Origin of the sequence: Paenibacillus xylanilyticus (assembly GCF_013359935.1) — a bacterium.
Lineage (GTDB): Bacteria > Bacillota > Bacilli > Paenibacillales > Paenibacillaceae > Paenibacillus > Paenibacillus xylanilyticus.
In genome coordinates, this window is sequence record NZ_JABMCB010000192.1 from 494,357 (window position 1) to 517,370 (window position 23,014).

Sequence of the window (23,014 nt, forward strand, 5' to 3'; positions counted from 1 at the left end):
GAAGGAGAGAGCCTTTGTATGGCATATACACGTGGTAACCTTGCAGTAAAAGAAAAAGCAACCCAGGAACGTGTGACACAGCAGCGTTACAAGGAAACCACCAAAGTGGTTACTCGTCGTACCGGTCTTCCGGCACGCGAGAAGTTTCTGTATCTGATGACATTAATGATCTGTATTGTTATTGGTGGTGCACTGATGTGGCGTTATGCTCACATCTATGATCTGAACAAGCAGGCTCAAGTAACGCTCTCCGAAATGAGAGAAGCCGAGAAAACTATTGCAGATCTGCAAGTGGAAAAAGAGAAGCTGAACAATCTGGTCATCGAAAATGCACGTGAACTGGGCTATGTGGAGGCATCCGACAAGGATGTAATTTATGTGCCTCGTTCAACAAGTGCAACAAGCTCGCAGGATACAGAGTCGTCTTCGGATACAGCAAGTAAGTAAAGAGGTGTACCGATGGTAAAAAGAATAAAGATGCGCACGCTGCTTATAGGGGGATGTATTACCCTCTTTTTTCTTGTACTGATAACCCGAATCTTCTTCATTCAAGTTGTGAACAGCAGTACCTGGAAAGGATATGCATCCGAACTTGTAGAACGTGAACAGACCATTAAGGCAAGCCGTGGGTCCATCACGGATCGGAATGGCAACATTCTGGCAACGGATGCACCGGCATATACGGTATCGGTGAATCCCGAGTTGATCCATGAGCTTGGGATTGAAGATGTCGTGACAACAAAGCTTGCAGCGATACTTGGTAAAAATGAGAGTGAACTGCGTGCTCTGGTAACTGCTAAGAATAAAGATGGCGAATTTTACAAACAACGCGAAGTTCGAAGCGAAGGTTATAAAATAAGCCCGGAGCTTGCAGCAAAAGTAACTGCACTTCGTGAGGAACTGAAGGAAGATTACAAGGCTCAGAACGCCATTGTAATGGCACAGGAGTCGAAGCGGTTTTATCCGGAAGAAACGCTCGCTTCGCATCTCCTGGGCTACATGAGCCGTGATGGAAAAGCTGTGAACGGGCTTGAGGTTTCTTACGATGAAGAGCTGACGGGCACGGATGGTTACCTGAACTATCAAAAGGATGCAAAAGGTGTCAAGCTTCCTGATTCCCAGGATAACTATCTTCCACCGCAGAACGGAAACAACCTGAAGCTGACGATTGATGATACCATTCAGTTTTACATCGAAGACGCCATAAAAGAAGCGGTTGCTCAGTACAATCCCCTGAGTATGACTGTTATTGCGGCAGACCCCAACACGATGGAAATACTGGGCATGGCGAACTGGCCGAATTTTAATCCCAATACGTACTGGGAAACACCAGACCAGAAAAACTTTATCAACCATGCAACACAGTCCATCTACGAACCAGGGTCAACATTTAAAATTGTTACACTTGCTGGGGCTGTAGAAGAAAAGCTGTTTGATCCGAATGCAACGTTTGAATCAAAACGAATTAATATAGGTGGATATTCAATCAGTGATAATGGTCATGCTTATGGTCGGATTTCATATCTGGAAGGCGTTAAACGCTCAAGTAACATTGCATTTGTAAACCTGGGTTACAGCATGCTTGGTGGCGAACGTCTGCGTCACTACATAGACGAATTCGGATTTGGCCAAAAGACAGGCATTGATCTGCCAAGCGAGTCGGCTTCACCGATCAAGCCATTGGTCTACAAGTCCGAAATCGCAACAGCAGCCTATGGTCATGGTCTGGTACAGGTAACCCCAATCCAGCAGGTGGCAGCTATTTCGGCCATTGCTAACGGCGGTAAACTGATGGTTCCACATTTGGTGAAGGAAATCATCAATCCAAATGACGAAACGACTGAAGTGATTAAGCCCAAAGAGGTTCGCCAAGTCATTTCCAAGGAATCTGCGAAACTCGTAAGTGGATATTTGGAACAGGTTGTAGCTGACCAACAGATCGGTACTGGACGCAACGCCTACATTGAGGGATACCGAGTTGCTGGTAAAACGGGAACAGCAAGAAAATGGGTGAACGGGGAAGGATATAGCAAAACCAAAGATGTCGTTTCTTTTATCGGTTTTGCACCTGTGAACGATCCCAAAATTGCCATGCTGGTGATGATTGACCAGCCCAGTGGTTCCAACATTGGTGGTGGCACCGCCGCTGCACCTGTATTCAAGAAAATTGTAAGTCAGACACTTCAATATATGGGCGTTCCAAAAGATACAGCCAAGACGACGGACAAAAAGGCATCTACGGTCATCCAGACGAAGACTCCTGACTTGACTGGGAAAACAGCCAAACAGGCCAGAAGCCAGCTTCTGAACGCAGGAATTGCTTACGAGACCCTTGGGAAGGGCGAGAGTGTTATTCGCCAGTACCCTGCGGCAGGCGAATTTATGAACCCGGGCCAGCGAATCTACCTGCTCACGGAAGACAGCAGCAGTATGAAAGTTCCTGATCTGACAGGCGAATCACTTCGTGATGCCATGGAAGTTCTTTCACTCATGAAAGTAGGAGTGATCGTCAAGGGTGAAGGCTATGTTGTGAGTCAGAAAGAGCAGGTCTCAGGGGAACAGCGGACCATACAGCTTACATTGCAGACAGCCAAAGCAGCGGTTACAGGGATAGCGGATGAAGATCCCGAGTCTTCCGATACAGCACTGGAGGATGAAGGCAAGGAGACATCAGAAGAGTCAGGCAAAACAGGAGAAACGAGCAGCTCTGATGAAACCAAGACTTCAACCAACGAGACAGAACCGTCTTCCGATGCCGCGGTCGATCCCGTCCTTCCATAGCAATCCTTTACAGCTTGTTCTAACCCCCGGTTGTCCCGAATATTCATGAATGAACGAGGTCATGATTTTGGGACGAGTGGGGGGATCTTTTCGTGAAGGGTTCAAGTGTAAATCTACGGCGCAGACTGTTATGGAGTTTGCTCATTTTGGTTTTGTTATTTTCGGCCCTGGTCATCAGGCTTGCTTATGTACAACTCGGGAAAGGACCGGAATTGTCTGCAAAAGCGGAGGAGTCCTGGCGGCGTAATATTCCTTATTCAGCCAAACGGGGAGAGATTCTGGACCGCAATGGTACCTCTCTTGCCTATAATGTGACTACTCCGACGATTATGGCAATTCCTGCTCAGGTCAAGGAAGCAGAGACTACGGCGAAAGCGCTGGCGCCTTTGCTTGGGATGACGGAAGAGAAAGTGCTGGCAACCATCAAGAAAAGAGAACTGATTGTAAGACTACAACCCGGCGGCCGCAAAATTACGATGGAGAAAGCTCAGCGCATTCGTGATTTGAAGCTTCCGGGTATCGTTGTTGCAGAGGATAATAAACGCTTTTATCCTTATGATGACCTGGCTGCTCATATTCTTGGTTTTACAGGTATTGATAACCAAGGATTGACCGGAGTTGAGAAAAGATATGACGAGAAGTTGACCGGTTTAAATGGCAGTGTGTCCTACTTGTCCGATGCGGCCGGAAGGCTTATGCCGGGCTCATCTGAGAAGTATGTGGAACCAAGGGATGGTCTAAACCTGGAGCTGACCATCGACAAATCAATTCAGTCCATCATGGAGAGAGAATTGGATCAGGCCATGGTCAAATTCCAGGCTAATTCCGCTCTGGCCATCGCGATGAATCCCAAAACGGGCGAAGTGCTCGGCATGGCCAGCAGGCCGGGGTATGAACCAGCGGATTACCAGCAGTACCCGTCTGAAATCTATAACCGGAATTTACCGATTTGGATGACATACGAACCCGGTTCAACCTTTAAAATTATTACCCTGGCAGCAGCACTGGAAGAGAAAAAAGTAAATCTGCAGCAGGATCAATTTTTTGACCCAGGATATGTTGAAGTCGGAGGCGCCCGCCTGCGCTGCTGGAAGAAGGGTGGGCATGGCAGTCAGACATTTCTGCAAGTCGTGGAAAACTCCTGCAACCCCGGGTTTGTGGCCCTTGGTCAAAAGCTGGGAAAAGAGTCCCTGTTCTCTTACATCAAAGACTTCGGATTCGGAACCAAAACGGGGATTGACCTCAGTGGCGAAGCGAGTGGTATATTGTTTAAACTGTCTCGAGTGGGTCCTGTCGAACTTGCAACGACTGCTTTTGGTCAAGGTGTCTCCGTTACGCCAATTCAGCAAGTGGCGGCTGTATCAGCGGCCATTAATGGTGGCAAGCTCTACAAACCTTATGTGACGAAGGCATGGGTTCATCCTGAAACGGGAGAAGTCATGGAAGAAGTCAAGCCTGAGCTTGTACGGCAGGTCATCTCCGAGGATACCTCCAAGCAGGTTCGTGAAGCTTTGGAAAGTGTTGTTGCAAAGGGTACAGGAAGACCGGCTTTCATTGATGGATACCGGGTAGGTGGCAAAACGGGTACAGCCCAGAAGGTTATTAACGGACGTTATTCCTCTACCGAGCATATTGTATCCTTTATTGGGTTTGCTCCAGCAGATGATCCGCAGATCGTGGTGTACACGGCTGTCGATAATCCCAAAGGGATTCAGTTCGGGGGCGTTGTAGCCGCTCCAATTGTACAGAATATACTTGAAGACTCGCTGCATTACATGAATGTCCCGGTACGTAAGGATCAGGTCGCAAAAGAATACAAGTATGGTGAAACAAAAATTGTCACCGTGCCCGACCTGACAGGTGCAACGGTTGAGGATCTGTACGAAGATCTCAACATGAACTTTATGCTGGCAAAGTCCGGCAGTGGGAAGTACGTAATTAACCAGGCTCCGAAGCCTGGAGCAAGGGTAGAGCAGGGTTCAACCATACGAATCTACATGAGTGATGTGCTGAATGATGCACACGAGCATACGGAAGAAGAAGGACAGGAGCCTTAACCGGCTCCGGTTCCTACCGCAACAAAATTCAAAAAGTTGCGTTTCATTAAATGGCTATATGGACGATATTAATAAAATGAATTGCCCTGTGCAGAAGTAAACTTGGAGAAGTGAGGTTATTCATGTGCTTTTAAAACAATTTGCATCAAAGCTGACAACTGCCCGCCTGATTGGCGAGCCAAATACAGAATGCCAGAACTTACAGACAGATTCCCGCCAGGTACAACCGGGAGATCTGTTTATCTGTCTTCCGGGACATACCGTAGACGGACATGATTATGCAGAGAAAGCTGTTAACGCTGGAGCTGTAGCATTGGTTGTGGAACGACAACTGGAATTGCCTGTGCCACAGCTGTTGGTCAAAGACAGTCGTTTTGCAATGGCTGTACTGGCGGACTCCTTTTTTGACTCACCAAGTCACAAGATGAATATGATTGGTGTAACAGGAACCAACGGCAAAACAACAACCACATATCTGATTGAAAAAATCATGAGTGATCATGGACAAAAAACGGGTTTGATCGGTACCATTCAAATGCGTTACGACGGCCGTACCTATCCGATGTCAGGAACAACGCCAGAAGCTCTTGATCTGCAGCGGAGTCTGTATGATATGGTTCAAGCAGGCACGAATTGCTGTGTAATGGAAGTTTCGTCGCATGCTTTGGAGCAGGGACGTGTAAAAGGAACGGATTTCCGGACCGCTGTATTCACCAATTTGACCCAAGACCATTTGGACTATCACAATTCCATGGAAGAGTACCGCGCAGCCAAAGGTCTCTTCTTTGCAAGACTTGGCAACGAGTACACTGAGGATGCTTCCCGTCGCAAATTTGCAATTATTAACGCGGATGATCCTTCTGCAGATTATTTCAAATCTGTCACCGCAGCTGAAGTGATTACATACGGCATGGAAGAGGGCGCTGATGTACGGGCATCCAAAATCTCGATCACATCACAGGGCACGTCTTTCCATGTGGATACATTCGCAGGCAGTACAGACATTAGCTTGCGCATGGTAGGAAAATTCAACGTCTATAACGCCATGGCTGCAATCTCTGCTGCACTTGTTGAAGGTGTACCATTGGAAGAGATCAAACGCAGTCTGGAGACTGTGCCTGGTGTAGACGGACGTGTTGAAGCCGTAGACGAAGGTCAGTCGTTTGCTGTCATTGTTGACTACGCTCATACGCCGGACGGATTGGAAAACGTGCTGCGGACGGTAAAGGAGTTTGCAGAAGGACGTGTCATCTGCGTGTTCGGATGCGGGGGAGACCGGGATCGGACCAAACGTCCATTAATGGGGAAAATTGCAGCAAAGTACAGTGACATTGTTTTTGTCACTTCCGATAATCCACGGACGGAAGATCCGGATCTGATCCTCAAAGATATTGAAGTGGGTCTGGTGGAAGAAGGTGTATCATCGGATCGTTACCTCATGATTGTAGATCGTCGTCAGGCGATTCATGAGGCTATTGAAATGGCAAGCCCAGCCGATGTAGTATTGATTGCGGGCAAAGGTCATGAGACCTATCAAATCATCGGAACAACCAAAACGGATTTTGATGATCGGATCATAGCCAAAGAGGCGATAAGGGGCAAATCCAATTGATAAAAAGAACATTGGCACAATTAGCCGAAATGTGCGGAGGAACATTAAGCGACCTTGCTGCTTATGGAGCAGTTCACGTTGAAGGCGTGTTTACAGATTCACGCAAGCCTGTAGAAGGCAGCTTGTTCATCCCGCTTGTCGGCGAAAGGTTTGACGGGCACGAATTTGTGCAAGCCTGTTTAGAAAAGGGAGCCGCAGGGGCACTATGGCAAAAAGACCATGGTGATGCCCCGCAGGGCGGTGGCGTCATTGTAGTCGATGACACGTTGACAGCTCTACAGACACTTGCATCTGCTTATTTAGCTGAAAGCAAAACCTCTGTCGTTGGCATCACGGGAAGTAATGGCAAAACAACAACAAAGGACATTGTGGATGCCATTCTGTCTACCACCTTCAAGGTGCATAAGACACAGGGCAACTTCAATAATCATATCGGACTGCCGCTTACGGTGTTAAGCATGGAGCAGGATACCGAGATTGTGATTCTGGAGATGGGCATGAGCGGCCGAAGAGAAATCGAGGCATTATCTTTGATCGCCCAGCCTGACATCGCCATCATTACAAACATTGGTGAATCCCACCTGCTGCAGCTTGGCTCCAGACTGGAGATTGCCAGAGCAAAAGCTGAAATTGCTGCAGGCATGAAACCAGGCGGACTGTTGATCTATAACGGAGACGAGCCGTTGATCAAGCAAGTGCTTGCTGAAGCGGAGACGAAGCAGCCCGAGGGTCTTGAGCGATTTACGTTTGGACTGCAAACAGACAATGATGATTATCCAACCGGACTCATGAATGCGCAGAACGGAGTTGTATTCACCACAAAACAATCCGGGGAACAGGCTCTTACGCTTCCTTTACTCGGCACACACAACGTCGTTAATTGTCTTGCTGCGCTTGCTGTTGCACGTCATTTTGGTGTGAAAGCTGAACAGATTGCTTCAGGGTTGTCGCAATTGAAATTGACGGGCATGCGCATTGAGGTTCTTCAGGGGGTCAGCGGACTGACCATGCTCAACGATGCATACAATGCCAGTCCAACCTCGATGAAAGCTGCTATTGATGTGCTGGATGGCCTGAAAGGGTATCGTTCCAAAGTAGCTGTACTTGGAGATATGTTGGAGCTGGGGCCTCAGGAAAAAGAACTTCACCACGGCATAGGGGAATATATAACTCCAGCAAAAATGGACTTGGTGTTGACCTATGGACCGTTATCAGCAAACATAGCTGAAGGGGCAAAACTTCATATGCCTGCAGAAGCTGTACATTCATTTGAAAACAAGGAAGAGATGACCCGTTACCTGCTGGAGAACTTGCATTCCAGAGACGTAGTCTTGTTCAAGGCCTCCCGGGGCATGAAGCTGGAGGACGTGGTCGAATCACTAAAAATAGCACCATTACAGAATCGAGTAGACTAGAGGGGTGAACCCATGGATTTTCAGGTATTACTGTTAACAATCGGTGTTTCATTTATTTTGGCGGTGATTGCCGCACCGCTTTTGATTCCATTACTGCGCCGAATGAAATTCGGTCAGCAAGTTCGGGAAGACGGGCCGCAGAGCCATTTGAAAAAAAGCGGGACACCGACGATGGGCGGGGTTGTCATCCTGCTTGCCTTTACATTAGCCTTTTTGAAATTTTCGGCAGTCAAGAATACGGATTTTTACGTCCTGCTCGTAGCTACGCTCGGTTTTGGACTGATTGGCTTCCTGGATGACTATATCAAAATTGTATTCAAACGTTCACTGGGACTGACCGCCAGACAAAAGATGCTGGGGCAATTGTTTTTCAGTGCGGTAATGTGTTTCTTGCTCATCCAGAATGGGCACAGCACAGCGATCTCCATTCCGGGCACATCGGTCTCCTTTGATTGGACTGGATGGTTCTATTATCCGTTTGTGGTGTTCATGATGCTCGCCATCACCAATGCCGTTAACTTTACGGATGGTCTGGACGGTTTGCTGTCCGGAATTAGCGCTATTGCTTTTGGTGCATTTGCAATTGTGGCGATGCAGGCAACTTCCATGCCGGCAGCCGTGTGTGCAGCAGCAATGATTGGTGCTGTGCTTGGTTTTCTCGTGTACAATGCGCATCCGGCCAAAGTATTTATGGGAGACACGGGCTCGCTCGGCATTGGTGGTGCCATTGGTGCAGTTGCCATTGTTACGAAGACAGAGCTTCTCTTTGTAATCATTGGCGGTGTGTTCGTCATCGAGATTCTATCCGTTATTATTCAAGTGGTTTCCTTCAAGACTCGGGGCAAGCGTGTATTCAAAATGAGTCCCATTCATCACCACTTTGAATTAAGCGGCTGGTCGGAATGGCGGGTTGTTATTACCTTTTGGGCGGTAGGTGCTATTTTGGCCGCTCTTGGACTTTATCTCAACAAGGGGTTGTAAATCATGAACCATCCTGAATCATATCGCGGACAACAGGTTGTTGTGCTCGGACTGGCCAAGAGCGGCGTGCAGGTTGCCAAAGTGCTGGACCGTGCGGGAGCGAAGGTCACAGTTAATGATAAAAAAGAGAGGGAACAGTGTCCCGAAGCATCCGAATTGGAGGCTTTGGGAATTTCTGTTGTATGCGGAGGTCATCCGGATGATCTGATTCACACCGGTGTGAAGCTGGTGGTCAAAAATCCGGGCATCCCTTATCAGGCACCTCCAGTGCAGCAGGCCCTTTCATTAGGAATTGAAGTCGTGACAGAAGTAGAAGTTGCATACCATCTCTGTGCTGCGCCAATGATTGGCATTACAGGCTCCAACGGTAAAACAACGACAACGACATGGGTTGGAAAAATGCTGGAGCAAGCAGGTTTGAAGCCAATCGTTGCCGGAAATATCGGTACGCCACTCAGCGAAGCCGCAGAACAGGCTGCTGCCGATAACTGGATGGTCGTTGAACTCAGCAGTTTCCAGCTTAAAGGGACTGTTGACTTCCGTCCTCGGATCGCGAGCTTGCTTAACGTTGCAGAGACACATTTGGATTACCATGGGGACATGGATGATTATGTGGCTTCCAAGGCCAAAATATTTGCCAATCAGGATCCCGACGATGTAGCCATTCTGAACTGGGATGATCCTGTGTGCCGGGGGCTGGTTCCTTATATTAAAAGCAGGCTGCTTCCGTTCTCCTTGACAGAGAAGCTGGATGCTGGCGTGTACGCTGATCCTCCTTACGTGGAAGGAGAAGATGATGATGTGAAGCGTCAGGTGATATATGCCGACGGGCAAGGCAATCATCACATTGTCATTGATGTGGAGGACATCGGCATTCCTGGACGCTTCAATGTGGGAAATGCGCTAGCCGCGGTAGCCATTGCTGTAGCGGCTGGAGCTGACCCTGCTGTGCTTGCGGGGCCCCTGTCCGAGTTTAAGGGGGTTGAACACCGTTTGGAGTATGTACTGCAGCATAACGGTGCAACGTACTACAACAATTCCAAGGCTACCAATTCGAAGGCTACAGTGATGGCACTGAACTCCTTCAAGGAGCCGGTTGTATTGATCGCTGGAGGACTGGATCGAGGCTCAGACATGATGGAGCTGTTACCTGTGTTCCAAGAACGGGTGAAAGCGGTCGTTGCTCTCGGAGAAACACGTCAGAAAATCGCCAAGGTTGCTGAGCTGGCGGGATTAAAGCAAATTAAGGTCGTCGATAATGAGGAGGATGCTGCCCGGACGTTAACCGCTGCAGTAACGGAAGCGTCGCTGCTTGCGGCCCCAGGTGATGTTGTCTTACTGTCACCAGCGTGTGCAAGTTGGGACATGTTTGCTTCTTATGAAGAGCGGGGACGCATTTTTAAAGAGGCGGCGCATAACTTGTAAGTAGGGGGGTGGAAAAGCCCCTACTTCCATGCAAGGGGTGGCCTCCTGATGAAACAGACGCGACCGGCGCCGGATATCTGGCTCCTGATTTGTATTGTGGCATTGCTTGCCATCGGCATTATCATGGTCTATAGTGCAGGCTCGGTGCTTGCCTTTCATGACTATGGCGATTCATTTTATTTTGTCAAAAGACAGCTGTTATTCGCAGGACTCGGACTGGCTGCCATGTTTGTTACAGCCAATGTGGATTACCGGGTCTGGCGGAAATATGCGAAGCCGATATTGATTGCCTGTTTTATTATGTTGATCGCGGTGTTGATCCCTGGGATCGGTGTGGTTCGAGGTGGGGCGCGAAGCTGGCTCGGCATTGGTTCATTCGGTATTCAGCCTTCTGAATTCATGAAGCTGGGCATGATTTTGTTTTTGGCCCATTGGTTAAGCAAGGAGCCGGGGAAGATCAAAACATTCACAACGGGCCTGTTGCCTCCGCTCGGATTGATTGGGCTCGCTTTCGGAATCATTATGCTGCAGCCCGATTTGGGGACAGGCACCGTGATGATGGGTGCATCCATGCTGATTATTTTTACGGCAGGAGCGCGGATGAAACATTTGCTGCTGCTTGCCCTTGGCGGCGCTGCGGGATTCGCTGCATTGATTGCGGCTGCTCCCTACAGATTGAAGCGAATAACGGCTTTTCTGGACCCCTGGTCAGATCCGCTTGGTGCCGGTTATCAAATCATACAATCGTTATATGCGATCGGTCCTGGCGGCCTGGCGGGATTGGGACTGGGGATGAGCCGGCAAAAATACAGCTACGTGCCTGAACCGCAAACGGATTTCATTTTTTCCATTTTGGCTGAAGAGCTTGGTTTTATCGGTGGACTGATTGTACTCCTCTTGTTCCTGGTGTTGGTCTGGAGGGGGATGCGTGTTGCGATGACCGTACCGGATCCTTTTGGCAGTTTGCTGGGTGTCGGCATTATCGGAATGGTGGCAGTACAGGTCATTATTAATATCGGCGTTGTCATCGGGCTCATGCCGGTTACAGGGATAACCCTTCCACTGATTAGTTATGGCGGATCATCCCTAACCTTGATGCTGACAGCATTAGGCATATTATTGAACTTATCACGTTATGCGAGGTGACTATGCGATGCGAGTCGTACTAAGCGGCGGCGGTACCGGTGGACATATCTATCCGGCCGTTGCCATAGCAAGGCAATGTGAGGCGGAAAATCCCGACTCGACATTTTTATATATTGGAGGTACCCGCGGGCTGGAGAGCAAATTGGTGCCGCAGGAGAACATTCCGTTTCAATCCATTGATATTACAGGTTTTCGCCGAAAGTTGTCCGTGGACAATCTGAAGACGGTGATGAGATTTATTCAGGGCGTTCGTAAATCGAAAAAAATGCTGAAGGAATTCAAACCTGATGTAGTCATTGGTACGGGTGGCTATGTATGCGGACCTGTCGTCTATGCGGCAGCCAAGCTTGGTATTCCAAGTGTTATTCATGAGCAGAATGCGATTCCAGGCTTAACCAATAAGTTTCTCACTCGTTATGTAGATACCGTTGCGGTTAGCTTTGAAGGGTCCGAGAAGGCGTTCTCCGGCGCCAAAAGAGTAGTATACACGGGCAACCCGCGGGCAACCACGGTAGCCAAGGCCAGTCGGGATCGGGGCTTTGCCACATTGGGTGTGCCGATGGACAGCAGAGTTGTGCTGGTTGTTGGTGGCAGCCGGGGGGCAAAAGCGATCAATAAAGCGATGGTGGACATGGCTCCCATGCTCGAGAAACTGGACGATGTACATGTGGTTTATGTAACGGGCGAATCCTATTTTGACGAAACACGGGAAGCGATCCGCAGTTCACTTGGAACGATGCCAAACCATTTGCATGTGCTTCCTTATGTTCACAACATGCCTGAAGTTCTTGCCTGCACTTCGTTAATTGTGAATCGTGCAGGGGCTTCATTCCTGGCAGAAATTACATCGCTCGGCATCCCGTCCATTCTGATTCCGTCACCCAACGTGACAAACAATCACCAGGAAGCCAATGCGCGTACTCTGGAAGGTGGGGGTGCGTCGGTAACCATGCTGGAGAAGGATCTGTCGGGAAAGGTACTGTATGAAGCTATTGCCAGCATCATGAATGATGAAACAGCACGCAAACGCATGGCAGCTGCTTCCCGGGAGCTTGGCAAGCCGGATGCGGCCGAGGTGCTGGTGAGTGAGATTCGAAGGCTTGCTGTACGCGAGTAAAGTGCGTTCTGGGCGATTGTCACACACAAGGCAGGACTGACATAAGATACCGTATAAATTGTGACAATCGTTCCATGGCGCCATATCACGGTTTGCTCAGAGACTGTGCTCGGCGGTTTGAGGCAAAGGAGGATTCAAGCATGCATCAGTGGATATCAATACTATCCCAGAATAATGTCGGTATGATCCTTGAAAACGAGCCGCTGGCCAAATACACCACATGGAAAATCGGCGGTCCTGCGGACGCGCTGGTTATACCGGAAAACAAGGAACAGATGGTTCATCTCGTTCAATTGCTGCATCACCATCAGATACCCTGGATGCAGCTTGGACGCGGATCAAACATGCTGGTGTCTGACAAGGGAATACGCGGCATTGTCGTGAAACCAGGGAATGGCTTCGATTACGCGGAGTTTCACGATGACGGTGTAACGGCAGGAGCAGCACATTCCTTTGTGAAACTCAGTGTGGTTGCTGCCAAAAAGGAGTGGACCGGACTGGAGTTTGGCAGTGGTATTCCCGGAACCGTCGGTGGAGCTGTGTATATGAACGCTGGTGCCCATGGATCGGATGTGTCACGCATATTTCATTCCGCTGAGATTGTGCTGGAGACAGGCGAATTGGTACGTTTCAGCAAGGAGGACATGGAATTTGCGTATCGCCACTCTGTACTGCATGAACGGAGAGGCATTGTGCTTGAAGCTACATTTGTCCTTCGGCAAGGCGAGCGCAAAGTCATTTCGGAAACGATGGCGGCTTACAAAGACCGCAGACGCCTAACCCAGCCACTGCAGATGGCTTGTGCAGGCAGTGTATTCCGAAATCCACCCGGTGACCACGCGGCCCGGCTGATTGAAGCAGCAGGGCTAAAAGGATTGACACAGGGAGGCGCACAGGTATCCACCATGCATGCCAATTTTATTGTCAATACCGGCCAAGCAACAGCAGAGGACGTTATCACCCTTATGCAGCAAATTCAGAGCACTATATCATCTCAAAACGGTATTAACCTGGTACCGGAAGTCTTCGTAGTGGGTGAGCGGTAAACCCCGGAGGTGATACATTGGACAAATTGGTGATTGAAGGCGGGAAACCCCTCTCAGGATCCATACGCATCCATGGAGCAAAAAATGCCGCTTTACCGATCATGGCTGCAAGTTTGTTGGCAGATGGAGAGGTTATCCTGCACAACGTTCCGCACTTGCTGGACATTGAAGTAATGCTGTATATCCTGGAACGGCTTGGATGCACGTGTCGGCATGAACAGGGAACAGTGACGATAGATACGTCGTCCATCCGGTCATATGATGTGCCTGAGGATCTAATGAAACAGATGCGTTCTTCCATTTTTTTGATGGGGCCATTGCTGGCTAAGTTTGGGCAAGTATCCGTGTATCAGCCAGGTGGTTGTGCTATTGGAGAACGCAAGATTGATCTTCACCTCCGGGGCCTGGAAGCGCTCGGAGCATCGATTGAAGAGCAGGATCAACAGATCATCTGCCGTGGACCTGAGCTGGTGGGTACCGATATCCATCTGGACTTCCCGAGTGTGGGAGCCACGGAGAATATCATGATGGCAGCCGTTATGGCTGAGGGCACAACTACGATATTCAATGCAGCCCGAGAACCTGAAATTCAAGATTTACAGCATTTTCTAAACGCTATGGGTGCAAGTATTATTGGAGCTGGTACCAATACAATCACGATTAACGGTGTGGATAAACTGAGTCCATGTACCTATGAGATCATACCTGATCGGATTGTGGCTGGAACGGTTATGATTGCAGCTGCAGCAACGCGAGGTAATGTCACCCTGACGCACTGTAACCCGGCACATCTTACTTCACTTATACATGTGTTGAAGCGCACTGGTGTTCAAATCACAGTCTGCAATGATATAATGACGGTGAGCTGTATGAGCCGTCCCAAATCCGTGGACCGCATTGTGACATCGCCGTACCCTTCGTTTCCTACAGACTTGCAGTCTCAAATCATGGTTTTGCTTAGTCTGGCGGACGGGTTCAGCGTGATGAAGGAGACGGTATTCGAGGGACGTTTCAAACACGTGGATGAGCTTAACGTCATGGGTGCAGATATTTCAGTCGATCTGAATGCAGCCTTTATCCGTGGTGTCCCCCGTTTATACGGAGCTACAGTTGAAGCAACCGACCTGCGAGCAGGTGCAGCTCTGGTTATTGCTGGCCTTGCAGCCCAGGGAAAAACGGTTGTCGAGCAAGTGCATCATATTGACAGAGGGTACGACCGCATCGAGAAGCTGTTCCAAAGTCTTGGAGCTTCGGTTGAGCGACAGTCCCCCGTTTCGAAACAGCTGGATTTTGCCAATTAACGTCCTTTGAGTCCCCTTCTTCGTGAGTTGCGGGAGGGGACCGAAGGCTTTGTGGAGCGCGACCTATGCCTAAAAGTCAAATTCCGGTTCTGAAGAAGAACCGGCCCAAAGGAAACACAAGCCGTAAAATTGTTCTTATTCTGTTACTTCTTTTTATTGTATTGCTTGCTGTGCTGTTCTTTCGCTCTTCCATGAGCCGGATTTCGAGCATTGAGATTACGGGTAATGTATACACGACAACTTCCGAACTACTGGAGAAAAGTGGTCTGAAGGAAGGCGATCAGTTTTTCGGGACAAGCTCCGCTGAGGTGATCGAGCGTTTGAAGATGTTTAAGGCGGTAGCGAATGTAACGGTGGATAAACAATTCCCTGGCATTGTTCATATTAAGATTCAGGAGTACCCGACCGTTGCCTATGAACTTGGCTCGGATGGTACACTCCAGGCCATCCTGGCCAGCGGGACAAGCTTGACCGTCCCGGCCAATATTGGAATTGCTGTGGAGAAGCCCATTTTGACACAGTGGAAAGCGGGTGATCCGCTCAAAGAAAAGCTGAGTGAGACTCTTGCCAAGATTCCAAATGAATTGACGACGGATATATCGGAAATTATTCCAAACCCGACGCCTTCATTCCCAGATCAGATCCGGTTGTACACCAAATCACAGTTTGAAGTGATTACCACGATCTCTAAGCTGCCGGATAAGGTGGAGTATTTGAACCAAGTTATTGAGACCGAGAGGCCAGGGAAGATCACGATGCTGGAGGCAGATACCTATGTGCCTTTCATCGCAGATGACCCTGAAGATGATGCAGAGCTGGGAGCAACACCCTGATGTTCTTGCTAATTAGCTGCGACAGGTAATCAAAAGTCCAAGCAGGGTCGGGGTTTGACCCTGTTTCATCCGTGAAAGTTATTCTTTCTGAGATGGAGAAAAAATGATACACTTGAACTTATGGCACATCAGTTGTCTCCTTCTTTTTTCTTCAAGGTTTTATGTCTCGCAACCAGATCTTGCCACCCAAAAAAATTGTAGAAAAAAGAGGGAAAGCCTAACGTGTGTTGAATATGTTTTAAGAGTGTTTAAACCCGAACGTATTTTACTATTGGAGTCAGGAGGTGCCACAGACTTGAGCAACAATGACATCATTGTTAGTTTGGACATCGGTACATCCAAAATTCGCGCTATTATTGGGGAAATTAATAATGGAACCTTTAATATTATTGGAGTTGGATCTGCCGACTCGGAGGGAATTCGCAAAGGTGTAATCGTAGATATCGATCAGACGGTGCAGTCGATCCGCAATGCAGTGGATCATGCAGAACGTATGGTAGGTATTCAAATATCCGAAGTATATGTTGGAATCTCGGGAAATCATATCGGACTGATGAGCAGTCACGGCGTCGTGGCAGTGTCTAACGAGGATCGTGAAATCGGAGAAGAAGACATGGAACGGGTGTTGAAAGCAGCCGAGGTGATTGCGGTTCCGCCGGAACGGGAAATTATTGATGTTGTCGCCAAGCAGTATGTTGTAGACGGCTTGGAGGGCATACAGGACCCCCGTGGTATGATTGGTGTTCGACTGGAAGTTGAGGCAACGATCATTACGGGTGCAAAAACCGCGATACATAATCTTTTGCGCTGCGTTGAAAAAGCGGGTCTTAAGGTAAGCGATCTGGTGCTCATGTCACTGGGAGCAGGTCAGCTTGCTTTATCCAAGGATGAAAAAACGATGGGATCTGTTCTTGTTGATATTGGAGCAGGTGCAACAACCATCGCTGTCTTTGAAGAAGACAGTCTTGTTGCAACGTCAACGCTGCCTATTGGCGGTGAGTTTGTTACGAACGACATCGCATATGGATTGCGTACGCTAACAGATCAAGCCGAAAAGGTGAAGTTGAAGTACGGTTGTGCATGGCTTGATGATGCTGCAGCCGACGTCATGTTCAAAGTAACACGAATCGGTAGCAATGTGGACAAGGAATTCTCTCAGGAAGACCTCGCCGCAATTATCGAACCGCGTGTTCAGGAAATATTCCAGATGATTTCCCAGGAAGTGAAGCGCCTGGGTTACACAGAGCTTCCCGGAGGTTATATACTAACGGGAGGGACCGTCTCGATGCCAGGTGTTCTGCAAGTAGCACAGCATGAGCTTGCTGCATCGGTTCGAATTGCAGTTCCGGATTATATCGGTGTACGCGACCCGGGCTACACAAGCGGGGTCGGCATTTTACACAGTGTAATTCGCAGTTTGCGTATTCGTCCATCGATCAGCAGCGGCGGTGGCAGCAACAATAATAACAACAACAACAAGAAACCGACCAACCGTGTTAAACCGAGTGCGTCTCCGGAATCGGAGCAAAAACCGGGTTTGTTCGAACGGCTGAAAAATATGTTCAGCGAATTTATATAACAGGTTGAATCTATTTCATACTTCTAGAAGCCGTCTGAATGCGCTGGTATTAATATATACGCTTTCGTTCGTCGATATATGAAATTGATTCGGTTCAATCAAAAAATTGGACGGGCCATCCATGCACATTGAGGGGGAGATGGAATAATATGTTGGAATTTGATTTCGAGATGGAGAGCTTGGCTCAAATAAAAGTCATCGGTGTAGGCGGCGGCGGCAGCAACGCAGTCAACCGTATGATCGAAAATGGTGTACAAGGTGTGGAATTTATAACGGTGAATACGGATGCGCAAGCATTGCATCTGGCTAAATCCGAACATAAATTGCAAATCGGTGATAAATTAACTCGAGGTCTTGGCGCGGGTGCCAACCCGGACGTAGGTAAAAAAGCAGCGGAAGAATCCCGTGATCTGATCATGAACACATTGAAAGGTGCGGACATGGTATTTGTTACAGCCGGTATGGGCGGTGGTACAGGTACGGGAGCAGCTCCAGTTATTGCTGAGATTGCCAAAGAATGCGGTGCACTTACCGTTGGTGTGGTTACTCGTCCATTTACATTTGAAGGACGCAAACGCTCCAGCCATGCAGAGCAAGGGATTGAGGCTCTCAAGGAAAAAGTCGACACGCTGATTGTCATTCCAAATGACCGTTTGCTGGAGATTGTGGACAAAAAGACACCAATGCTTGAAGCGTTCCGTCAAGCAGATAACGTATTGCGTCAAGCGGTACAAGGTATCTCGGATTTGATCGCTGTACCGGGTCTGATCAACCTTGACTTTGCAGACGTAAAAACCATTATGACTGAGCGTGGATCTGCCCTGATGGGAATCGGGGAAGCAACTGGTGAAAATCGTGCGGCTGAGGCAGCTCGCAAAGCGATCATGAGTCCTTTGCTGGAGACGTCTATTGAAGGTGCGCGCGGGGTTATCATGAACATCACCGGTGGCATTAACCTGTCACTCTATGAAGTCAATGAAGCCGCAGAAATTGTCACGTCTGCTTCCGATCCGGAAGTGAACATGATCTTTGGTGCCATCATTGATGAAAATCTGAAAGAAGAAATCAAGGTTACGGTTATTGCAACTGGTTTTGAAGACAAGCCTGTTTCACCACCACCAGGACGCAAACCGACACCTGCGAGTGAGCCTGCTGAAAACCGCTCGCCGAATCTGCGCCCATTCGGGAATCAGCCGAGCAACGATCAGCTGGATATTCCGACATTTTTGCGCAATCGTTCACGCAATAATAACAACGACTAAAACTGCATTTATTTTCAATCCAAACCCGGTTCTCCTTATGGAGATACCGGGTTTTTCTGTCTATATACAGCGTATCACACACGAATGAACAAATTCTGAACAATGGGCATGAGGAATTCCGACAAAAAAAGTTGAAACGATGCCCCCATGATTAGACAGACTTTGAACAGGGAGCTCCTTATACTTGTGTGTATGCTCATAGAATATCGGAACAACGTTAACCCGATATTTGGTACGAGGCAGGTGAAGAGTTGGTCGTTTATGTAGATCTTATTTTTTTGACAAACCTGTGTATTGACGGTGCACTCATCGGACTTACAGCCTGGATGCGCAAAACGAAGCTGGTCTGGTGGAGATGGCTGCTGTCTTCCATTGTGGGGGCCCTCTATGTCGTCATGATGTTTGTGCCGGAGTTTGATTTTATGTTCACCTTTTTGATCAAGTTTGGTTTGTCACTGGTGATGCTGTTTATCGCATTTGGTTTTAAGGGCCTCCAGGTTTTCATGAGGAATTTGGGCACCTTCTATGTCATTAACTTCGTCGCTGCCGGAGGCATTTTAGGGATACACTATATGCTTCAGAGTACAGGCGAGCTGTTTAACGGTATCTGGTTTACAGCTTCGGGCGGAATGACTTTTGATCTGAAGATCGCCTTCTGGTTTACCTTTATCGTATTCTTTGCCGTGCTATTTTTATTCAAAGCCGTGCAAAGTTCCAAGCGCAAATCAGACCGTATGACAACCTATCTGGGACAAGTGCAGGTTTTTATCGACGATGTAAATATTTCTTGTACAGGCCTCGTGGATACCGGTAATCAACTAACGGACCCTCTGTCCCGTTTACCGGTTATGGTGATGGAGGTTTCACTGTGGCAAGACATGCTGCCAGCTTCCTGGAAAGGAAGGTTGAAGGAAGAATCGCCGGACAACCTTATCATGGAGCTGGATCAGGAGGACTTCCGCTGGCAGGGTCGATTAAGACTGGTGCCCTATCGAGGTATTAACAAAGGGACTGCATTTATGCTGGCGATCAAGCCTGATCGGGTGAGAGTGACATTGGATCAAATGTGTTACGAGACAACAAAGGTTTTAATCGGGCTGGATGGCGGAGTATTGTCGTCAGAAGGAAAGTACCGTGCGGTCATTCACCCTGAGCTTGTGCAAGACGCTGCCTCTGCGCAGTCTACGGCTCTCTCTGCGGGAGCAACAGAAAAGCCGCTGAATGTGGTATAGGAGGAACGTACATGCTTGTGAAATGGAAACTGGTGGCGCAGCTGCAGTATTACCGTCTGTTATTTCTGCTTGGTTTGAAAAGTGAGGAAATTTATTATATTGGAGGCAGTGAAGCCCTGCCGCCCCCTCTGACACGGGAAGAAGAAGAGTTTTTGCTGCAAAAGCTCTCTTCAGGGGATGCGGCGATTCGTGCCATGTTGATTGAACGAAACCTTCGCCTGGTTGTGTATATCGCTCGCAAGTTTGAAAACACAGGCATTAACATTGAAGACTTGGTTTCCATCGGAGCCATTGGGCTCATCAAGGCCGTCAACACGTTTGATCCGGAAAAGAAGATCAAGCTGGCAACGTACGCCTCCCGTTGTATTGAGAATGAAATATTGATGTATTTGCGGCGTAACAGCAAAATTCGTACAGAAGTTTCTTTTGACGAACCACTCAACATTGATTGGGACGGAAACGAGCTGTTATTATCGGATGTCCTCGGAACCGAGAACGATACAATCTATCGGAATATTGAAGAGCAGGTAGATCGAAAGCTTCTGCACAAGGCATTGGAAAAATTAACCGAACGCGAGCGAATGATTATGGAGCTTCGCTTTGGCTTGACGGACGGGGAGGAGAAAACGCAAAAAGACGTTGCGGATCTGCTCGGAATCTCCCAATCCTATATTTCTCGTTTGGAAAAAAGAATCATTAAAAGACTCCGTAAGGAGTTCAATAAGATGGTCTGATGGAGAGTAATTTTTATAATGGGTATTAATGGCAGGGATGCCAGGGACGAATAAAAAAGCCTGCCCCGGAGATAATGTACATTAATGTTTCTCCTTGGGAGGTAAATCACGATGACCCGAAACAAAGTCGAGATTTGTGGTGTGGACACCGCAAAATTGCCTGTCCTTACCAACACAGAAATGCGGGAATTGTTCCATTCCCTTCAGCAGCACCATGATCGCTCAGCAAGAGAGAAATTAGTGAATGGCAACCTGCGGCTTGTACTCAGTGTCATTCAGCGCTTTAACAATCGGGGGGAGTTTGTCGATGATCTGTTCCAGGTTGGATGTATCGGCCTGATGAAAGCCATTGATAATTTTGATTTATCCCAGAATGTCAAATTTTCAACGTACGCAGTACCGATGATTATCGGTGAGATCCGTCGTTATCTGCGTGACAATAACCCGATCCGGGTATCCCGTTCTCTGCGGGACATCGCATATAAGGCGCTTCAGGTTCGTGACAGCCTGACCAATAAAAATTCTCGTGAACCGACAATATTCGAAATCTCCGAAGCATTAAATGTGCCCAAGGAAGATGTTGTTTTTGCACTGGATGCCATTCAGGATCCGGTATCACTCTTCGAGCCGATCTATCATGACGGTGGAGATCCAATCTATGTGATGGATCAGATCAGTGATGACAAAAACAAGGATGTGTCCTGGATTGAGGAAATAGCACTGCGGGAGGCTATGCATCGTCTTGGTCAGCGGGAAAAAATGATTCTGTCCATGCGTTTTTTCGAAGGGAAAACACAGATGGAAGTCGCCGATGAGATCGGAATTTCCCAGGCTCAGGTATCCCGTCTGGAGAAATCCGCGATACAGCAGATGCAGAAACACGTGAAGACGTAAACTTGTCTTAATTCATGAAGACGATCAAACGGGTGTGATACTCGGTTGGTCGTTTTTTTATTTATAATTATTCGACATCAGAAATGAAGATAATCACAATCCAATAAACGCCATAAACAAAATGCTCAATCTCAGATCAAGGATTACTTATTTCAGCGAGGTGCCGAAAAACAGGACATTTTTCGCCCATAAAACATATATTGTATAGAAGCGGTGAACGGTATAAGCGGATTAGGCAGGGGGCGAGTACAGATGAAAGTGAACACAGGTGAGTCGGCGGCAAGAGGAATGAAGATCTCGGATTTTCAGACCAAAGATGTCATTAACATAACGGATGGCAAACGTCTGGGTCAGATTAGCGATCTGGAGCTGGATTTGAAGCAGGGGCGGATTGAGGCCATCGTTGTACCTGGATACAGCCGTTTCATGGGGTTGTTCGGAGGAGGCACGGATCTGGTTATTCCATGGAGGAACATTGTTAAGATTGGTTCGGACGTCATTTTGGTCAAAATGGATGAAGTCAGAGAAACGACCTACGATGAGCGAGATCGTGAAGCTCGAATGTATGATGAGCAGCAAAGCAGCCGCGTGGAGCGGGTCGAACGCCTTGAGCGATTGGACCGCTCCCAGCGCCGAACGATATAATCGAGACAGAACGTGGCTCATTTGGTACACTGGAAGCTGTGAGGTGAGATAATGGAACCCTTTATTCTGAACAATCAAAATTTCGAACGGGCTGAGGATCAACAGTCAAATGGAGGCCCAGATCCGTTGTTGTTATATGTGGAACCGTGGAGGCAACAGTTTAACCGGATGACGGCGGGATTTACTACAAGGCAGGGCGGAGTCGGTAGTCAACCATACGCCAGTCTAAACTGTGCGTATCATGTTGGCGATGATCCTTCAGACGTACTGACAAACCGCCGTCTTGTGGCTGAGAAGCTGGGCTTCTCCGTGGAAGCGTGGACGTGTGGAGAGCAGGTGCATGGGAAACATGTGGCTGTGATAAGGGCTGAAGATCAAGGCAGGGGCTTGCTGGATCGACAGTCAGCACTGCAGGATACAGATGGTCTTGTCACCAATGTACCTGGTTTGCTGTTGACTTCTTTTTACGCAGACTGTGTCCCGCTGTATTTTTACGACCCAGTGCAGCAAGCTGTAGGGCTTGCTCATGCGGGATGGAAAGGGACAGTAGCCGGCATTGCCCAGTCGATGGTGGAAACGATGGAGTGTGAATACGGAAGTCGGCCGCAGGATATCCGTGCAGCCATTGGTCCGTCGATCGGGGATTGCTGTTATGAAGTGGATGAAGCCGTCATGCAGCATGTACGGGTTTGGTTTGAATCTTCTCCGGGTAATGATGAATACAATAATTCTGCGCATGGCCGTGTGTATCATTCATCTGGAAACGGGAAGACGATGTTAAACTTGAAAGAATGCAATCGACACATTATGATGAAAGCAGGAATATTGCCGGATCATATCGAATGTACAACGTGGTGTACAAGCTGCCACCCGGAACTGTTTTTCTCATATCGCAAGGAAAATGGAACAACCGGAAGAATGGCGAGCTGGATTGGGCTGGAAGAGAGGTGACCC

19 protein-coding genes are annotated in these 23,014 nt (G+C 48.3%); all 19 read left to right on the forward strand.

All coding sequences use genetic code 11. The annotated features are described in order from the left end of the window. Positions 1 to 18: 18 nt before the first annotated feature. Positions 19 to 447: a hypothetical protein gene (locus HP552_RS22110; protein WP_175397532.1), complete on the forward strand. Its 429-nt coding sequence runs from the start codon at positions 19 to 21 to the stop codon at positions 445 to 447. A gap of 12 nt (positions 448 to 459) precedes the next feature. Beyond that, on the forward strand, positions 460 to 2,781 hold the full coding sequence (locus HP552_RS22115) for a penicillin-binding transpeptidase domain-containing protein (protein WP_175397533.1): 2,322 nt from the start codon (positions 460 to 462) through the stop codon (positions 2,779 to 2,781). 92 nt (positions 2,782 to 2,873) lie between these two features. Further along, the gene (locus HP552_RS22120; RefSeq protein ID WP_175397534.1) at positions 2,874 to 4,838 is read left to right on the forward strand and encodes a stage V sporulation protein D; all 1,965 of its coding nucleotides are present in this window, start codon (positions 2,874 to 2,876) and stop codon (positions 4,836 to 4,838) included. Between the two features lie 124 nt (positions 4,839 to 4,962). After that, positions 4,963 to 6,450 carry a UDP-N-acetylmuramoyl-L-alanyl-D-glutamate--2,6-diaminopimelate ligase gene (locus tag HP552_RS22125; RefSeq protein WP_175397535.1) on the forward strand — a complete coding sequence of 496 codons (1,488 nt, stop codon included), beginning with the start codon at positions 4,963 to 4,965 and terminating at the stop codon, positions 6,448 to 6,450. Continuing rightward, positions 6,450 to 7,865, forward strand: coding sequence for a UDP-N-acetylmuramoyl-tripeptide--D-alanyl-D-alanine ligase (locus tag HP552_RS22130; protein WP_312884331.1), 1,416 nt, complete (start codon positions 6,450 to 6,452; stop codon positions 7,863 to 7,865). Before HP552_RS22125 ends, HP552_RS22130 begins: the two co-directional genes overlap by 1 nt. Before the next feature lie 12 nt (positions 7,866 to 7,877). After that, positions 7,878 to 8,846: a phospho-N-acetylmuramoyl-pentapeptide-transferase gene (gene mraY, locus HP552_RS22135; protein ID WP_095289967.1), complete on the forward strand. Its 969-nt coding sequence runs from the start codon at positions 7,878 to 7,880 to the stop codon at positions 8,844 to 8,846. 3 nt (positions 8,847 to 8,849) lie between these two features. Next, entirely contained in the window at positions 8,850 to 10,271 is a 1,422-nt protein-coding gene (murD, locus tag HP552_RS22140) for a UDP-N-acetylmuramoyl-L-alanine--D-glutamate ligase (RefSeq protein ID WP_175397537.1), read from the forward strand. 48 nt (positions 10,272 to 10,319) lie between these two features. Then, on the forward strand, positions 10,320 to 11,417 hold the full coding sequence (gene spoVE, locus HP552_RS22145) for a stage V sporulation protein E (protein ID WP_175397538.1): 1,098 nt from the start codon (positions 10,320 to 10,322) through the stop codon (positions 11,415 to 11,417). Positions 11,418 to 11,424: 7 nt separating this feature from the next. Next, positions 11,425 to 12,534 carry an undecaprenyldiphospho-muramoylpentapeptide beta-N-acetylglucosaminyltransferase gene (gene murG / locus HP552_RS22150; protein WP_175397539.1) on the forward strand — a complete coding sequence of 370 codons (1,110 nt, stop codon included), beginning with the start codon at positions 11,425 to 11,427 and terminating at the stop codon, positions 12,532 to 12,534. 140 nt (positions 12,535 to 12,674) lie between these two features. After that, the gene (gene murB, locus HP552_RS22155; RefSeq protein WP_175397540.1) at positions 12,675 to 13,580 is read left to right on the forward strand and encodes a UDP-N-acetylmuramate dehydrogenase; all 906 of its coding nucleotides are present in this window, start codon (positions 12,675 to 12,677) and stop codon (positions 13,578 to 13,580) included. 17 nt (positions 13,581 to 13,597) lie between these two features. Then, a complete protein-coding gene (murA, locus tag HP552_RS22160; protein WP_175397541.1) occupies positions 13,598 to 14,881 on the forward strand; it encodes a UDP-N-acetylglucosamine 1-carboxyvinyltransferase in 1,284 nt (427 codons plus the stop codon). Positions 14,882 to 14,946: 65 nt separating this feature from the next. Next, complete coding sequence (locus HP552_RS22165; RefSeq protein ID WP_175397542.1) at positions 14,947 to 15,714, forward strand: cell division protein FtsQ/DivIB; 768 nt, start codon at positions 14,947 to 14,949, stop codon at positions 15,712 to 15,714. A gap of 295 nt (positions 15,715 to 16,009) precedes the next feature. Further along, positions 16,010 to 17,293, forward strand: coding sequence for a cell division protein FtsA (gene ftsA, locus HP552_RS22170; protein WP_175397543.1), 1,284 nt, complete (start codon positions 16,010 to 16,012; stop codon positions 17,291 to 17,293). A gap of 149 nt (positions 17,294 to 17,442) precedes the next feature. Further along, positions 17,443 to 18,555, forward strand: coding sequence for a cell division protein FtsZ (ftsZ, locus tag HP552_RS22175; RefSeq protein WP_175397544.1), 1,113 nt, complete (start codon positions 17,443 to 17,445; stop codon positions 18,553 to 18,555). A gap of 251 nt (positions 18,556 to 18,806) precedes the next feature. Then, entirely contained in the window at positions 18,807 to 19,787 is a 981-nt protein-coding gene (gene spoIIGA, locus HP552_RS22180; protein ID WP_175397545.1) for a sigma-E processing peptidase SpoIIGA, read from the forward strand. 11 nt (positions 19,788 to 19,798) lie between these two features. After that, entirely contained in the window at positions 19,799 to 20,521 is a 723-nt protein-coding gene (gene sigE / locus HP552_RS22185) for an RNA polymerase sporulation sigma factor SigE (protein WP_095289983.1), read from the forward strand. Between the two features lie 111 nt (positions 20,522 to 20,632). Continuing rightward, on the forward strand, positions 20,633 to 21,415 hold the full coding sequence (sigG, locus tag HP552_RS22190) for an RNA polymerase sporulation sigma factor SigG (RefSeq protein WP_095289985.1): 783 nt from the start codon (positions 20,633 to 20,635) through the stop codon (positions 21,413 to 21,415). A 252-nt stretch (positions 21,416 to 21,667) separates the two neighbouring features. Continuing rightward, entirely contained in the window at positions 21,668 to 22,060 is a 393-nt protein-coding gene (locus HP552_RS22195) for a YlmC/YmxH family sporulation protein (protein ID WP_246310997.1), read from the forward strand. Positions 22,061 to 22,111: 51 nt separating this feature from the next. Then, positions 22,112 to 23,011 carry a peptidoglycan editing factor PgeF gene (pgeF, locus tag HP552_RS22200; protein WP_175397546.1) on the forward strand — a complete coding sequence of 300 codons (900 nt, stop codon included), beginning with the start codon at positions 22,112 to 22,114 and terminating at the stop codon, positions 23,009 to 23,011. The last annotated feature ends 3 nt before the right edge of the window (positions 23,012 to 23,014 follow it).